The sequence below is a fragment of the Pseudomonas sp. Z1-12 genome, from assembly GCF_051132015.1.
In the GTDB taxonomy this organism is placed as follows: domain Bacteria; phylum Pseudomonadota; class Gammaproteobacteria; order Pseudomonadales; family Pseudomonadaceae; genus Aquipseudomonas; species Aquipseudomonas zanjanensis.
In genome coordinates this window covers 5,473,317-5,488,980 of the sequence record NZ_CP071647.1, presented here as the reverse complement: position 1 = coordinate 5,488,980, position 15,664 = coordinate 5,473,317, and the positions used below count along the sequence as shown (strand labels likewise).

Annotated in this window: 15 protein-coding genes; 10 read left to right on the top strand and 5 right to left on the bottom strand. The window is 60.3% G+C overall.

Features of this window, described 5'->3' with window-relative positions; all coding sequences use genetic code 11:
• Nucleotides 1-247: 247 nt before the first annotated feature.
• The 6 genes from J3P85_RS23840 (at nt 248) to J3P85_RS23815 (ending at nt 5,573) form a co-directional block, all read left to right on the top strand.
• Entirely contained in the window at nt 248-1,372 is a 1,125-nt protein-coding gene (locus tag J3P85_RS23840) for a polysaccharide deacetylase family protein (protein WP_434706419.1), read from the top strand.
• Between the two features lie 335 nt (nt 1,373-1,707).
• Nucleotides 1,708-3,102, top strand: a complete 1,395-nt coding sequence (locus J3P85_RS23835; protein WP_030139644.1) for a PhoH family protein — start codon at nt 1,708-1,710, stop codon at nt 3,100-3,102.
• Between the two features lie 260 nt (nt 3,103-3,362).
• Nucleotides 3,363-3,836 (top strand): cyclic pyranopterin monophosphate synthase MoaC, encoded by a 474-nt coding sequence (gene moaC, locus J3P85_RS23830; protein WP_434703762.1) that lies wholly within the window; start codon nt 3,363-3,365, stop codon nt 3,834-3,836.
• Nucleotides 3,833-4,075: a molybdopterin converting factor subunit 1 gene (moaD, locus tag J3P85_RS23825; protein ID WP_434703761.1), complete on the top strand. Its 243-nt coding sequence runs from the start codon at nt 3,833-3,835 to the stop codon at nt 4,073-4,075. The genes moaC and moaD overlap by 4 nt, the downstream gene beginning before the upstream one ends.
• Before the next feature lie 3 nt (nt 4,076-4,078).
• Complete coding sequence (gene moaE, locus J3P85_RS23820; protein WP_053124900.1) at nt 4,079-4,531, top strand: molybdopterin synthase catalytic subunit MoaE; 453 nt, start codon at nt 4,079-4,081, stop codon at nt 4,529-4,531.
• Between the two features lie 265 nt (nt 4,532-4,796).
• The gene (locus tag J3P85_RS23815) at nt 4,797-5,573 is read left to right on the top strand and encodes an ABC transporter substrate-binding protein (RefSeq protein WP_434703760.1); all 777 of its coding nucleotides are present in this window, start codon (nt 4,797-4,799) and stop codon (nt 5,571-5,573) included.
• Between the two features lie 105 nt (nt 5,574-5,678).
• Here the strand turns inward: J3P85_RS23815 and J3P85_RS23810 are convergent, their stop codons facing one another.
• The 5 genes from J3P85_RS23810 to J3P85_RS23790 all read right to left on the bottom strand — a co-directional run bounded on the left by J3P85_RS23810 (nt 5,679) and on the right by J3P85_RS23790 (nt 11,025).
• Nucleotides 5,679-6,323: a helix-turn-helix transcriptional regulator gene (locus J3P85_RS23810; RefSeq protein WP_434703758.1), complete on the bottom strand. Its 645-nt coding sequence runs from the start codon at nt 6,321-6,323 to the stop codon at nt 5,679-5,681.
• An 89-nt stretch (nt 6,324-6,412) separates the two neighbouring features.
• Entirely contained in the window at nt 6,413-7,540 is a 1,128-nt protein-coding gene (locus tag J3P85_RS23805) for an NAD(P)/FAD-dependent oxidoreductase (RefSeq protein WP_434703756.1), read from the bottom strand.
• Between the two features lie 151 nt (nt 7,541-7,691).
• Nucleotides 7,692-8,639 (bottom strand): ornithine cyclodeaminase family protein, encoded by a 948-nt coding sequence (locus tag J3P85_RS23800; protein WP_434703755.1) that lies wholly within the window; start codon nt 8,637-8,639, stop codon nt 7,692-7,694.
• 167 nt (nt 8,640-8,806) lie between these two features.
• Nucleotides 8,807-10,270 (bottom strand): ATP-dependent RNA helicase RhlB, encoded by a 1,464-nt coding sequence (gene rhlB / locus J3P85_RS23795; RefSeq protein ID WP_186705156.1) that lies wholly within the window; start codon nt 10,268-10,270, stop codon nt 8,807-8,809.
• A 98-nt stretch (nt 10,271-10,368) separates the two neighbouring features.
• Nucleotides 10,369-11,025, bottom strand: coding sequence for an alpha/beta hydrolase (locus tag J3P85_RS23790; protein ID WP_434703753.1), 657 nt, complete (start codon nt 11,023-11,025; stop codon nt 10,369-10,371).
• 472 nt (nt 11,026-11,497) lie between these two features.
• Between J3P85_RS23790 and J3P85_RS23785 the strand changes: the two genes are divergently transcribed.
• The 4 genes from J3P85_RS23785 to J3P85_RS23770 all read left to right on the top strand — a co-directional run bounded on the left by J3P85_RS23785 (nt 11,498) and on the right by J3P85_RS23770 (nt 15,659).
• Nucleotides 11,498-12,529, top strand: a complete 1,032-nt coding sequence (locus J3P85_RS23785) for an amino acid ABC transporter substrate-binding protein (protein WP_186610954.1) — start codon at nt 11,498-11,500, stop codon at nt 12,527-12,529.
• Between the two features lie 65 nt (nt 12,530-12,594).
• Nucleotides 12,595-13,776, top strand: a complete 1,182-nt coding sequence (locus J3P85_RS23780) for an amino acid ABC transporter permease (RefSeq protein ID WP_434574443.1) — start codon at nt 12,595-12,597, stop codon at nt 13,774-13,776.
• A gap of 10 nt (nt 13,777-13,786) precedes the next feature.
• Complete coding sequence (locus J3P85_RS23775) at nt 13,787-14,884, top strand: amino acid ABC transporter permease (RefSeq protein WP_186705160.1); 1,098 nt, start codon at nt 13,787-13,789, stop codon at nt 14,882-14,884.
• A gap of 10 nt (nt 14,885-14,894) precedes the next feature.
• Nucleotides 14,895-15,659 (top strand): amino acid ABC transporter ATP-binding protein, encoded by a 765-nt coding sequence (locus tag J3P85_RS23770; protein WP_003178331.1) that lies wholly within the window; start codon nt 14,895-14,897, stop codon nt 15,657-15,659.
• Nucleotides 15,660-15,664: the final 5 nt, after the last annotated feature.

The window sequence follows — 15,664 nt, the reverse complement described above, 5'->3', positions numbered from 1 at the left end:
ATAGGTGATGGATGGGCGTGTTTGGATGGTTGCTCTCCTGGGCAGGCGCTTTTGTGGCGAGGGAGCTTGCTCCCGCTCGGTTGCGCAGCGACCGCAAAAATTCTGGGGCCGCTTCGCCCGAAGCGTCGGACCGGCCCAGCGGGAGCAAGCTCCCTCGCCACAAGGGCTTGTCCGCCAAGTTTGCGCAAGGGGGACACGTCAGGATCAGCTATCATGCCGCGCGGGTTTCGTTATGGAGACATCCCTTTTGCGCATCGCCCTTCTGTTATCGGCCTGGTTGTTGAGCCTGGGTGCCAGTGCCGCGCCCAACGACATCGCCACCCTCGACCGCAGCACCTGGCCGGAACAACTGACCAGCCCGACGCTGTTCGACGTGGCCTCGCGGGCCGAGATCCTGATGTTCGCCCGGGGCCTGCTGGATATCGATGCCATGGATGAAATCGCGCTCAAGCAGTACTTGGGGTTGCGCACGGTCAACATGGCCGCGGTCGACGCGCTTCGCGCACGGCTGTGGCAGCGGCTGCTGGCCAATTACAACTTTGCCCAGCGCAGTTGCGATCAGGATGCTTCTTTCTGTTACTTGGTCGAGGACATGGCCACCCTGCGCGAAGAGGCTCGCAGGTTCCATCTGGATGACAACTCCTACTACATCAAATGGGCCGCACCGAGCCAGATTTTCCATACCCAATATCGCGATGAACTGCTGCGTAAAGCCGCACTTTTTCCGCAAACCAGCAGTGAAATCGCGCGTTTCGGCGATTACGAGCGCAACGGCGAAAACATGAACGACCGGCTGTTCCTGCTGACCTTCGACAGCGCCGCCAACGTGGTGCCGGACAACACCCCGTGGCTGACCGATTACCTGCGCAAGGCGAACATGAACGGCACTTTCTTCGTGCTGGGCAAGGACATCCAGGCGCGGCTGGAGGAACGCTCGGCCAACAGCCTCCAAATGTTGTATGCGGGGCAGTGCGTGGGTGTGCAGGGCTGGGAGTTTCGTTCCCACAGCCATTGGCAGGACTGGCAAGACTCGGTCCGGCGCAGTGTCGAGCTGGTCAAAGGCAAGCTGCCCGAGAATTACGTGCCGCTGTTCCGCCCGCCCCAAGGCCAGCGTCGAGGCGATGCCGAAGGGTTTTTCCGGCAGCAAGGCCTGCAAGTGGCGCTGTGGGACATCGATCCCCAGGACAGCGGCAATCGGCTCAAGCCTGAGCAAAGCGCCCAGCGTGTGCTGACCCTGATGCTGTTGTGGCGTCATGGGGTGATCAATTTTAACGCCAAGCAGGATGGGGTGAAAACGGCAATGCCCTGGCTCATGGCGCAGACGGCGCAGAGCGGGATCGGTTGGGCGGACTGCCAGGAAGCGTTTCGCTGAAACCGGAAAAAGCCCGGAAACATTGGGGAGGGAGGAAAAACCGGGACACATTCGTGGCAACCGGACTTCCGACTTTAACGGCGCAACGGTGGTACGCCAAGGGTTATTCGTCACTCTGAAAAATAAACTTCAAAAAAACGTCAAAGTGCTTTTTCCTGTCATGTGTTTTGGAGTATCAAGAAGTCAGACCGCCGAAACCTGCAACACAGGTGGCGTCTTCCAAGACCCAATTGTGTGCAGTTCACCTGAATCCTCGCGGGTGAATTCGGTGGCTACCTCGAGGCGCAGCACTGTCACGGTATTGCGTCGAATGGCCCCCACATAGGTGACCGAGTATGGATGACCACGGACGTAGCCCTTCCTCCAACCAGCCAATCCTCTATGTACTCGATACCAACGTATTGATCCACGATCCAAACGCGCTCCTGAACTTCGAAGAACACCACGTTGCCCTCCCGATGACCGTGCTTGAAGAGCTGGACAAGCTCAAGAGCGGGCACCACAGCGTTGCGGCCGAATGCCGGCAGGCGATCCGCCTGATCGACAAGACCCTGGGCGATGCCTCCCCGGAAGATGTCGAACTCGGCGTGCCGATCCAGCGCGGCAAAAGTGGCCCCAAGGGCCTGCTCTCGATCCTGATGAGCAAGCGCACCGAACCCAACCTGGTGCTGCCTGAACACCTGAACGACAACATCATCATCAACCAGTTGATCGACCTGCACGCGCGCAACAAGGACCAGGCCGTGGTGTTGGTGACCAAAGACATCAACATGCGCCTCAAGGCCCGTGCCTGCGGGATCGCGGCGGAGGACTACAGCACCGACCAACTGGTCGACGACGTTTCGCTATTGCCCAATGGCTACCACACCATGACCGGCTCCTTCTGGGACCGTGTGAGCAAGGTCGAGACCCGCCAGGACCATGGCCGCACCTGGCACCAGGTGCAACTGATCGACAACCTGCCGGCGGTGCACATCAACGAATTCATTATCGATGAACAAGGCTTCGTCGGCTGGATCAAGGAAATCCAGGTCGACAAATTGCTGATCCTCGATTTGCACCAGGAACCGCTGTTGCATCAAGAGGCGTGGGGCCTCAAGCCTCGTGACATCTACCAGAGCCTGGCGCTGTTCGCCTTGCTCGATCCGGATATCCACCTGGTCAACCTGTCCGGCGCCGCCGGTTCCGGCAAGACCATCCTGGCCCTGGCCGCTGCTATCGAACAGACCATGGTCAGCAAACGCTACCGGCGCATCATCGCCACCCGCAGCGTGCAGGGCCTGGACCAGGAGATCGGTTTCCTGCCCGGTACCGAAGCGGAGAAAATGGAGCCGTGGCTGGGGGCGATCACCGATAACCTCGAAGCCTTGCACATGGATGACGAAAGCACCCATGGCAGCGTCGACTACATCCTCAGCAAGGTGCCGTTGCAGTTCAAATCCCTCAACTACATTCGCGGGCGCAGCTTCCAGCAGAGCCTGATCCTGATCGACGAATGCCAGAACCTGACGCCGCACCAGATGAAAACCATCATCACCCGTGCCGGTGCCGGTTCCAAAGTGGTGTGCCTGGGTAATCTGGCGCAGATCGACACCCCTTACCTGTCCGCGACCAGCTCCGGGCTGACCTACCTGACCGAACGCTTCAAGGACTTCCCCAACGGGGTCCACATCACCCTGCAGGGCGTACCGCGCTCGATCCTGGCCGAATACGCCGAATCCCATCTGTAACCCCAGCCAAGCCGGGCGACCACCAGGTCGCCCGGTTTTTTTTATGGCGATACGAAACCTCCTGTGGGAGCGAGCTTGCTCGCGATAGCGGTGGATCAGATAAAAATAAGTACCTGACCCCCTGTCATCGCGAGCAAGCTCGCTCCCACAAGGGTTTCGCAGTGACTTGCGAATCCAGGATAAAAGCAGGTGCGACAATCAGCCCTGCCGGAATCTGACCCACGGGTTTACAATCGACGTTCCTGATCAGGAGTAACCCTGTGCTGACTCATCTCGATTCCCAAGGTCGCGCCAATATGGTTGACGTGACCGACAAGGCCGTGACCTTCCGTGAGGCCACGGCCGAAGCTTTTGTGCGCATGCTGCCCGACACGCTGCAGATGATCGTCAGCGGCGGTCATCCCAAGGGCGATGTATTCGCCGTTGCGCGCATTGCCGGCATCCAGGCGGCCAAGAAAACCAGTGACCTGATTCCGCTCTGCCACCCGTTGATGCTCACCAGCGTCAAGGTCGAGCTCAATGCCGAAGGCGAGGACCGGGTGCGCATCGTCGCCCGCTGCAAACTGTCGGGGCAGACCGGCGTGGAAATGGAAGCGCTCACCGCCGCCAGCGTCGCTGCGCTGACCATCTATGACATGTGCAAGGCCGTCGACCGGGGCATGACCATCGAAGGCGTGCGGGTGCTGGAAAAACTCGGCGGCAAGAGCGGCCATTTCCAGGCGGAAGCGTCATGAACATCACCGTGAAGTTCTTTGCTCGCTACCGTGAAGCGCTAGGCGTGGATTCGCTCAAGGTGCAAGGCGATTTCGCCACGGTCGACGATGTGCGCGCGCTGCTCGCCCAACAGGACGATGCCGAGGTACTGAAGGAGCAAAACCTGATGTGCGCGCGCAACGAAGATCTGTGCCAGCTCGACGAACCACTGGCGGACGGTGACGAAGTCGCGTTCTTCCCCACCGTGACCGGAGGCTGAGCCATGGCCATTCGTGTGCAGGTCGAACCGTTCGATCCGGGTGTCGAAGTCAACGCGATGCATGCGGCCAATGTCGGCGTGGGGGCGGTGGTGAGCTTTGTCGGCTACGTGCGCGACTTCAATGATGGCCTCGATGTGTCGGGGATGTTCCTGGAGCATTACCCGGGCATGACCGAAAAAGCCCTGGGCAAGATCGCCACCGAGGCCGAGCAGCGCTGGCCGTTGCTCAAGCTGGAGGTGTTGCACCGCATCGGGGCGCTGGAGCCGGGCGAGCCGATTGTCTTCGTCGGGGCCGCCAGTGCCCATCGCCAGGCGGCGTTCGACGCCTGCGCCTTTGTCATGGACTACCTCAAGACCCGCGCGCCGTTCTGGAAGAAGGAAAACACCGTCGACGGGCCGCGCTGGGTGGAAGGGCGGGACAGTGATCATGCGGCGGCGGATCGCTGGAAGCAGTAACTCCCCTACAGGCTCTCATTGATTGTTAGTCCGTCATCGCGAGCGAGCTCGCTCCCACAGTGGATCTTCGTTGTACATAATGTTTGTGTCCTACACAGATCCCTGTGGGAGCGAGCTTGCTCGCGATGAGGCCATCAGCCTCCCATCACATTCCCTGTTTCCCCAATTGACGACATGTACATTAAAGTCCAGTATGGATTTATAAGTACAAAATAGCCGTGCCACCTTTCTCTGCCAAACCAACAACAACCCGCGAGAGAACATCATGAGCAAACTCCCCCTTATCACCGGCCTGGCCTTGAGCCTGTTGGCCTCCAGTGGCCTGTTCGCCGCTGAGAAAACCCTGCGCATCGGCATCGAGGCGGCTTATCCGCCGTTTGCTTCCAAGACCTCGGAAGGGAAAATCGAGGGGTTCGACTACGACATTGGCAACGCCTTGTGCACCCAGATGCAGGTCAAGTGCGAGTGGATCGAGGGTGAGTTCGACGGGCTGATCCCGTCGCTCAAGGTGAAGAAGATCGACCTGGCGCTGTCGTCCATGACCATCACCGAAGAACGCAAGAAGTCGGTGGATTTCACCCACAAGTACTACTTCACCTCATCGCGCCTGGTCATGAAGGAAGGAGCGGTGGTCGATGACCAGTACGCCAGCCTCAAGGGCAAGACCGTCGGCGTGCAGCGGGCTACAACCACGGATCGTTTCGCCACGGAAGTCTTCGAGCCGAACGGTGTGACGGTCAAGCGCTACAGTAACAACGAAGAAATCTACATGGACCTGGCGTCCGGTCGCCTGGACGCGATTTTCGCCGACACCATCCCCCTGGAAGACTTCCTGTCGATGCCTCGTGGCAAGGGCTACGCGTTCGTCGGGCCGGAGCTCAAGGACCCGAAATACGTGGGTGAGGGCGCTGGTATTGCGGTGCGTAAAGGCAATACCCAGTTGGTGGCGGACTTGAACAAGGCCATTGATGGGATTCGGGCGAATGGGGAGTATCAGAAGATCCAGGCCAAGTATTTCAAGTCGGATATCTTTGGTGACTGATTGACCGTCATCGCGAGCAAGCTCGCTCCCACAGGGACCTGGGTACAGAGTTCCAATGTGGGAGCGAGCCTGCTCGCGATGGCGTCAGGCCAGGCAACACAAACCTCAGCCCTTCAACTCCTTCAACTCCTTCAACTCCTTCAAATGCTTGTACACCGTCGCCCGCCCCATGTTCAGCACATTGGCCACATAGTTGGACGCGCTCTTGCCCTTGAACGCGCCTTCGGCATGCAGCGCCAATACCAGCTCGCGTTTATGGTCGCGGGTCAACAGGTTCAGGCTCAACTGGCGTTCGCGCATCCAGGCGTGCAGGAAAGTGTTGATCCGCTCCTGCCAGTCATCGCGAAACAATGAATCCGGCTGGGGGATCAGCTTGCCCGGCGACAGGAACAGATCCAGCGCGGCCTTGGCATTCTCGAACAGCGAAATATTCAGGTTGATGCACAGCACCGCCAACGGACGACCCTGGGCATCGCGCAGGACGCTGCTGAGGCTGCGAATCTTCTGTCCGTCCCAGTTCAGTTTTTCGTACGGCCCGATGTTACGTTCGCTGACGTCCTCACTGAGCATGTCTTCCAGGGACGAGTCATCACCGATTTCGCGCTTGGACAGGTTATTGGCGATGTAGTCGACCTTCTGGGTGCGCAGGTCGTGCAGCACCACTTCGGCGTGGGGGTAGAACAGCGTGGCGATGGCGTCGGCGATGGTGCGGAAGTTTTCCAGCGCCGTATCGGAGGGCGAAGCGGTCATGACAGGGCTCCAGGCAGCGTCAGCGCCCCGTGGAACAGGGGCGCGGGGGGAGTGTGCCGCAATCGTGGCGATGCGTCACCTGAGAGGGTTCATCCCAAGCGCTCGGGAGAGAGCATGGCGCTGCTCAGGCCGAAACGCGCCAGGGCTTCGGGCAGCGGTTCGCCACGCACCAGCGCTGCGCTGGCCTGGCCCATGGCCGGGGAGGTCTGGATGCCGTAGCCGCCCTGTGCCGCGACCCAGAACAGCCCGGGCACCTGCGGATCGAAACCGGACAGCAGATCACCGTCGTGGACGAAACTGCGCAAACCGGCCCAGGTGCGGGTCGGACGGCGAATGGTCAATGTGGTGGCCTCTTCGATCTGGTAGATGCCCATGGCGATGTCCAGCTCTTCCGGCTGCACGTCGTGGGGATCCACCGGGTCGGCGTTGGCCGGCGAGCCGAGGAACATGCCGGCGTCGGGCTTCATATAGAAGGATTCGTCCAGGCTCACCAGCATCGGCCAGTCGTGGATGTCCACGCCCTCGGGGCCGGCGAAGATGAACGCCGCACGGCGCTTGGGCTGCAGGCCCAGTTTGCGGGCGCCGGCCATTTCGGCCAGTTGATCGGCCCAGGCGCCGGCGGCATTGATCACGATGGGGGCGGTGAAGGTCTGGCTGGCGGTTTTCACCTGCCAAAGCCCTTGGTCATCGCGGCTCAGGCCCAACACTTCGCTGTCGGTGTGCACACTGCCGCCGCTGCGACGGATGCCACGCAGGTAGCCTTGGTGCAGGGCATCCGTATCGATGTCGCAGGCCGTGGGGTCATAGATCGCCCCGTGGACCTTTTCCCGCCGCAGGATCGGCAGCCTCACGCAAGCTTCGTCGGCGCTGAGCAGTTGCATCTGCGGCACCGTGGCCTTGGCGCTCAGGTATTGGTTGTTCAACTCGGCGGGGTCACCGGTGAAGTCCACGGTCATTTCGCCCCGTGGGCTCAGCAGCGGGTGCTCGCAGAAACCGGCCGGTGGTACGTCGAAAAAATCCCGGCTGGCCTGGGTCAGCGCCCGCACCTGAGGGGTGCCGTAGGCCGCGGTATACAGCGCCGCCGAGCGTCCGGTGGAATGGTAGGCCGGGTGCGATTCGCGTTCGAGTACAACGACCCGGCCGTGGGGTGCCAGCCAGTAACCGGTGGAAGCACCGGCAATGCCGCCGCCGATGATGATGAAGTCTGCTTGTGTCATGAAACGCTCCTGTCGAACGCGGTGCCGGGAGTCTGGAGAAAATCCTGTGGGAGCGAGCTTGCTCGCGATGAGGCCAGTACATTCAACCTGGATGTCGACTGTCAGGCCGCCATCGCGAGCAAGCTCGCTCCCACAAGGGAAATGGGGCGTGTCAGCTGTGAAGTCGATAAAGGGCGTTCGCCAACGCAACATCCTCCAGCCCCAGGCCGATGGAGCGGAAGAATACGTGGCGGTGGTAGTCAGGACGCTCCACGTGTTCGCTGAGCAATTCAGGCAAGTCACCGATGATGCTCGACGCTTGCCAACCGTGCTGTTCGCTGGCGATCAACATTTCACCGGCCGAACCCGGGGTGGTCTGACGATAGTCGCAGAATACGTCCATGTCGCTGAGGCGCTGGGGCGGTATTTCGTGGGCGCGTGGGGCGTTGGTGCTGATCGATGTAATCAGCGCCGGTTTGCCCAGAGCCCGCGGGTCGAACACCGCTTTGGCGGACGAGGTGCAGAGCATCACCACATCGGCATCGTGCAGCGCCGCTTCGAGGGTGTCGGCGATTTGCAGGCGCGGGTCCAGGCCGGTGAGCGAGGCAAGTTCCTGCGCCGACTTGGTTTTCAGGCCGGGCGAAAACAGGCTGATGCCTTGCCAGTCCCGCAGGTCCTTGACGTAGTGCACATGCGCCCGCGCCACCGCGCCGCTGCCAATGACCACCAAGCGCCGGGCGGTATGCGGGGCGAGGGCATCGACGGCGACGGCAGTGGTCGCGGCGGTGCGGGCGGTGGTCAGTTCGGCGGCGTCGCACAGCAGCAGCGGTTGGCCGGTCTGCATCGACATCAGCAAGGTCCAGGCGGTAACCAACGGGCCTTGATCGCGCACGATATAGGGCGAGGTCTTGACCCCGTAGACCTGCTCTTCTGCCAGCACGCCCAGGTAATTGATGAAGTCCCCGGCACCCTGGGGAAACACCACCAATTGCTGGGGCGGCTGTACTGCTTGCCCGGCCGCGAGATCACGAAACAGCTTGCGCAAGATGTGTGGCACATCGACCTGTCCGAGCAGTTCTCGGGCTGTCGCTTGGGTCATGACATAAGGCGTGCTGGACATAGGGACTCCGGGATGGGCTTTTAAACTAATTTGTCCATTATGGACTTTTAGTTTATTCGAGCAATATCCCGGGGCAAAAAAAAAGCGCAGCCTGTCGTGGCTGCGCTGATCGTTCCCACGCTCTGCGTGGGGAATGCCTCATTGGACGCTCTGCGTCCGTCTCGATGCTAAGGGCGCTTGCGCTCAACCGGCCGCAACAAATGCGTCGGTGGCATCTCACAACTGATCTTGCGCCCCAGCAACGCCTCGATCGACGGCAACTGGTAAGAATCATCTTCACCGGCGAAGCTGATCGAAACCCCAGCGGCCCCGGCACGACCGGTGCGGCCGATACGGTGCACGTAATCGTCCGGTACTTCCGGCAGGGTGAAATTGATCACATGACTGATACCGTCGATGTGGATACCACGACCGGCCACGTCGGTGGCAACCAGTACGCGGATCTTGCCTTCGCGGAAGCCTTCGAGGGTCTTGATGCGCTTGTGCTGGGGCACGTCGCCGGAGAGTTGGGCGGCGTTGACGCCATCACGCACCAGGCGTTCTTCGATACGCCGCACTTCGTCCTTGCGGTTGGCGAATACCATCACCCGTTCCCAACCGTTGTCGTTGACCAGGTTGTAGAGCAGCTTGTATTTGTCGGCACCGGCGACGGCGTAGATATGTTGCTCGACGTTTTCGCTGGCGACGTTCTCGGCTTCGATCTCGACGATGGCCGGGTCGGTCGTCCACTGCTTGGCCAGGTTCATCACGTCTTCGGTGAAGGTGGCGGAGAACAGCAGGGTCTGGCGTTCGCTTTTCGGTGGGGTCTGGCGAATGATCTGGCGCACTTGTGGGATGAAACCCATGTCGAGCATGCGGTCGGCTTCGTCCAGTACCATCACTTCGACCATGTCCAGGTGCACGTCGCCGCGCTGGTTGAAGTCCAGCAGGCGGCCCGGGGTGGCCACCAGGATGTCGCAGTGGCGGGCTTCGAGGTGCTTGAGTTGCTTGTCGAAATCCATGCCGCCGACGAACGTCATCACGTTCAGCCCGGTGTACTTGGTCAGGTCGGCGGCGTCCTTGGCGATCTGCACCACCAGCTCGCGGGTCGGCGCGATGATCAGCGCCCGCGGTTCGCCCATGTAGCGTTCCTTGGGCGGCGGGGTCTGGAGCAATTGGGTGATGATGGAGATCAGGAACGCGGCGGTCTTGCCGGTGCCGGTCTGGGCGCGACCGATGGCGTCTTTGCCGGCGAGGGTGTAACCGAGCACCTGCGCCTGGATCGGCGTGCAATAAGGGAAACCCAGGTCCTGGATGGCATGCATCAATTCAGGGGCGAGCTTGAAGTCGTGGAAGCGGGTCTTGCCTTCCTGGGGTTCTACGGCGAAGTCCTCGAGTTTCCAGGCGACGACCGGTGGTTTCGGTGCGCGTTCGCGGCGCGGCCTGGGGGCTTCGTTGCGAGGTTTCTCGGGCTCGGGGGCCGTGACAGGCTGGACGACGGGTTCTTTTGTTGCCTGTGCAACAGGTGCCGCCCGGCGCGGTTGTTGCGCATCGGTATGGCTCGGGCCGTGGGTCGGCGCTGTGGGGCCAGGCGCGAGTTGCTCGGCCTCGCTTTTACCGAACATCTTCTTGAGTGCTTTGAGCACGGTCATCTCATCGATTGGTTAAGGAATGTACGCCGGCCAGTGTAATGCAAGAAACGGGCGCGGCGTAGTGGGATCGTCACAGGACCGGCGTGGCGATTGGCCGCTTAGCGCAACCGCTCGGCCAGCCAGGTGCCGATGTCGCGAATCTCCTCGGGTAACACTTCGTGGCCCATTGGGTATTCCTGCCATGTCACGGTGACACCATGCTGCTTTAAATACTCTTTAGCAGTCCGCCCCATGGGGTTGAGTACCACTTCGTCGTATTGACCATGCAGCGCCAGGACCGGAATGCGCTGCTGGCTGGCCGATAATTGCAGTTCTTCGCTGAAGGTCGGTGCATAAGTAGACAGTGCGACCACGCCGCCCAGCGGGCCCTGCCATTTCACGAAGGCGGTGTGATAGACCACCGCGCCCCCTTGGGAAAAACCGGCGAGGAAAATCCGCGAGGCGTCTATTCCGCTGGCTCGCTGGGTTTCGATCAGGTCAATGACCCGTTGCGCCGAGGCTTCGAGTTGCTGTTCGTCGATGGCCCGGGCCGGGCTCAAGGCACGGATGTCGTACCAACTGGGCATGGCATAGCCGCCGTTGATCGTTACTGGCAAGGTCGGGGCCTGGGGTAGAACGAAACGTGTGGTGAGCAGGCTTTGCTGCAACATTTCGGCGACCGGCAGGAAATCAAAACGATCGGCGCCCAGGCCGTGGAGCCAGATAACGCACGCGTCAACAGTGCCGCTGGGCTCGAGAATCAAGGGGTCGGTCATGGTTGTGCTCCAAATCTGTGCGGGTGCGCCCAATCAGTGCGTGATTACAGTGCGCTTCCGGTGTCTCAGTTAATTAGATGTCGCAAAGTTGAAAGTTTTTGTCTTGACGTGTTTTACATGGCCTAAGCGCAGCGGTCTGGTACGGGCTTTGCTATGGGGTAGCTGAGTGATGATTCTTACGCTGCGCGGTAACACTATCAGTTAGACGCGCCGCATGGGATATCAGAAATCCGGTGATGAATGTTCGCCAATAGCCGCTACGGGCTTCGCGAACGTGAAGGGCTACAGCCCGTTCGGCCGATTGGTGAGAGATGGGCATGACCACTGTTTACGGACATCCTCATTAGTAGACCCATAGCGAAAGTCCAGACGTCGGTTGACCCTAAAAAAAGCCAACAAGGGTCGGCAATGCCCCAAAAGGGTGCGATAGGACTCGAGCTCCGACACAACAAGAGCAAAACTGGAGGTTTGAATGAAGTTACTGAAATCCACCCTGGCAGTCGTGACTGCAGCAGCAGTCCTCGGCGTCAGCGGGTTCGCTCAGGCGGGTGCAACCCTGGATGCCGTGCAGAAGAAAGGTTTTGTGCAATGTGGTGTAAGTGACGGCTTGCCGGGTTTCTCGGTACCTGATTCCACCGGCAAGATCGTTGGTATCGACGCTGACTTCTGCCGTGCCGTGGCCGCTGCGGTGTTTGGCGATGCGACCAAGGTCAAGTTCAGCCAGTTGAACGCCAAGGAGCGCTTCACCGCGCTGCAATCCGGCGAAATCGACGTGCTGTCGCGCAACTCCACCATGACCAGCTCCCGTGATGCGGGCATGGGCCTGAAGTTTCCTGGCTTCATTACCTACTATGACGGCATCGGTTTCCTGGCCAACAGCAAACTGGGCGTCAAGAGCGCCAAGGAACTGGACGGTGCGACCATCTGCATCCAGGCCGGTACCACCACCGAGCTGAACGTGTCCGACTACTTCCGCGCCAACGGCCTGAAGTACACCCCGATCACTTTCGACACCTCCGATGAAAGCGCCAAGTCGCTGGAATCCGGTCGTTGCGACGTGCTGACCTCCGACAAGTCCCAACTGTTCGCCCAGCGCAGCAAGCTGGCTTCGCCGAAGGACTACGTGGTCCTGCCGGAAACCATCTCCAAGGAGCCACTGGGCCCGGTCGTGCGTAACGGCGACGACGAGTGGCTGGCCATCGTGCGTTGGACTGGCTTCGCCATGCTCAATGCCGAAGAAGCAGGCGTGACTTCGAAGAACGTCGAAGCTGAAGCCAAGTCCACCAAAAACCCGGACGTCGCTCGTATGCTGGGCGCTGACGGTGAATACGGTAAAGACCTGAAGCTGCCGAAAGACTGGGTCGTGCAGATCGTCAAGCAAGTCGGCAACTACGGTGAAATGTTCGAGCGCAACCTCGGCAAGGACACCCCGCTGCAGATCGATCGCGGTCTGAACGCTCTGTGGAACGCAGGCGGCATCCAATACGCACCACCAGTGCGCTGATGGTTCTATCACCCGGTGGGCCAACCACCGGGTGATGTTCTGTTCCATTCTTTGCGGGGCACTTCATGCAAAATTCAATCGGCGCACCTAAGCAGAGGCTCAGCCTCAGCGATCCACGAGTGCGTGCGTGGGTATTTCAGATCGTCACCATCGTGGCGGTTATTTCGCTGGGCTGGTTTCTGTTCGATAACACGCAGACCAACCTGGAACACCGGGGCATCACGTCCGGTTTCGGCTTTCTGGAGCGCAGTGCCGGGTTCGGCATCGCCCAACACCTGATCGACTACACCGAAGCGGACAGCTATGCCCGCGTCTTTGTCATCGGTTTGCTCAACACCCTCCTGGTGACCTTCATTGGCGTGATTCTGGCGACCATCCTGGGGTTCATCATCGGCGTCGCACGCTTGTCGAAGAACTGGATCATCTCCAAGCTGGCGACCGTCTATGTGGAGGTTTTCCGTAACATTCCACCGCTGTTGCAAATCCTGTTCTGGTACTTCGCCGTATTCCTGACGATGCCGGGGCCACGGGCTGCCCACAATTTCGGTGACACCTTCTTCGTCAGCAGCCGCGGCCTCAACATGCCAGCGGCGCTGATGGCGGATGGGTTCTGGCCGTTCGTGGCCAGTGTCGTGCTGGCGATTGTCGCCATCGTGCTGATGACCCGCTGGGCCAACAAGCGTTTCGAAGCGACCGGCGAGCCGTTTCACAAATTCTGGGTGGGCCTGGCGCTGTTCCTGGTGATCCCGGCACTGTGCGCCGTGATCTTCGGTGCGCCTGTGCATTGGGAAATGCCGGAACTCAAGGGCTTCAACTTCGTCGGTGGCTGGGTATTGATCCCTGAGCTGCTCGCCTTGACCCTGGCCTTGACCGTGTACACCGCGGCGTTCATCGCCGAGATCGTGCGCTCGGGCATCAAGTCCGTGAGCCATGGCCAGACCGAGGCGGCCCACTCGCTGGGCCTGCGCAACGGTCCGACCCTGCGCAAGGTGATCATCCCGCAAGCCCTGCGCGTGATCATCCCGCCGCTGACCAGCCAATACCTGAACCTGGCGAAAAACTCTTCCCTGGCTGCCGGTATCGGTTACCCGGAAATGGTTTCGCTGTTTGCTGGCACGGTGTTGAACCAGACCGGTCAGGCCATCGAGGTGATCGCGATCACCATGAGTGTGTACCTGGCGATCAGTATCAGCATTTCCTTGCTGATGAACTGGTACAACAAGCGCATTGCGCTGATCGAGCGGTGAGGAAAAGCGCATGACATCCCATACTTTCAAACCTGATATGCCGCCACCGAGCAAAGTGTTCGGGCCGGTGGCATGGATGCGCGCGAACATGTTCTCCAGCTGGCTCAACACGCTGCTGACGTTGTTCGCGTTCTACCTGATCTACCTGATAGTTCCACCGATCCTCGGTTGGGCTATCCTCGATGCCAACTGGGTCGGCACCACCCAGGCCGACTGCACCAAGGAGGGCGCCTGCTGGGTGTTCATCCAACAGCGTTTCGGCCAGTTCATGTACGGCTATTACCCGACGGGCTTGCGCTGGCGCGTAGACCTGACCGTGTGGGCGGCAGTGCTTGGCGTGGCGCCGCTGTTCATCTCGCGCTTCCCGCGCAAGGCGATCTACGGCCTCAGCTTCCTGGTGCTGTACCCGATCATTGCCTGGTGCCTGCTGCACGGTGGCGTTTTCGGTCTGGATACCGTGGCGACCAGCCAATGGGGCGGCCTGATGCTGACGTTGGTGATCGCCACCGTCGGTATCGTCGGTGCTCTGCCGCTGGGCATCGTCCTGGCCCTGGGCCGGCGCTCGAACATGCCGGCGATCCGTGTGGTCTGCGTGACCTTCATCGAGTTCTGGCGCGGTGTGCCGTTGATCACGGTGCTGTTCATGTCGTCGGTGATGCTGCCGCTGTTCCTGCCCGAAGGCATGAACTTCGACAAGCTGCTGCGGGCATTGATCGGGGTGATCCTGTTCCAGTCGGCCTATGTGGCCGAAGTGGTGCGCGGCGGCCTGCAAGCCATTCCGAAGGGGCAGTACGAAGCGGCCGCGGCGATGGGCCTGGGTTACTGGCGCAGCATGGGCCTGGTGATCCTTCCACAGGCACTGAAGATGGTGATCCCAGGGATCGTCAACACCTTCATTGCACTGTTCAAGGACACGAGCCTGGTGATCATCATCGGCCTGTTCGACCTGCTCAACAGCGTGAAACAAGCTGCCGCCGACCCGAAATGGCTGGGCATGGCCACTGAAGGCTATGTGTTTGCCGCCCTGGTGTTCTGGATTTTCTGTTTTGGTATGTCCCGCTATTCCATGCATTTGGAACGCAAGCTGGACACTGGCCACAAGCGTTAGGAGTTGACTCATGAGTGAAGCGATCAAACAGCCTGTGAGCCCTGAAGGCATTATTCAGATGCAGGGCGTGAACAAGTGGTACGGCCAGTTCCACGTGTTGAAAGACATCAACCTGAACGTCAAGCAGGGCGAGCGTATCGTGCTGTGCGGCCCGTCGGGTTCCGGCAAGTCCACGACTATCCGCTGCCTCAACCGCCTGGAAGAGCACCAGCAGGGTCGCATCGTGGTCGATGGCGTGGAACTGACCAACGACCTCAAGCAGATCGAAGCGATCCGCCGTGAAGTCGGCATGGTGTTCCAGCATTTCAATCTGTTCCCGCACCTGACCATCCTGCAGAACTGCACCCTGGCGCCGATGTGGGTGCGCAAGATGCCCAAGCGCAAGGCCGAAGAAATCGCCATGCATTACCTGGAGCGCGTACGCATTCCAGAGCAGGCGCACAAGTATCCGGGCCAGCTCTCGGGCGGTCAGCAACAGCGTGTGGCCATTGCCCGTGCCCTGTGCATGAAGCCGAAAATCATGCTGTTCGACGAACCGACCTCGGCGCTCGACCCAGAGATGGTGAAAGAGGTGCTGGACACCATGATCGGCCTGGCCGAAGACGGCATGACCATGCTCTGCGTGACCCACGAGATGGGCTTCGCCCGCACCGTGGCCAACCGCGTGATCTTCATGGACAAGGGTGAAATCGTCGAACAGGCCGCGCCGAACGACTTCTTCGACAACCCGCAGAACGACCGCACCAAGCTGTTCCTGAGCCAGATCCTGCATTGATCTTA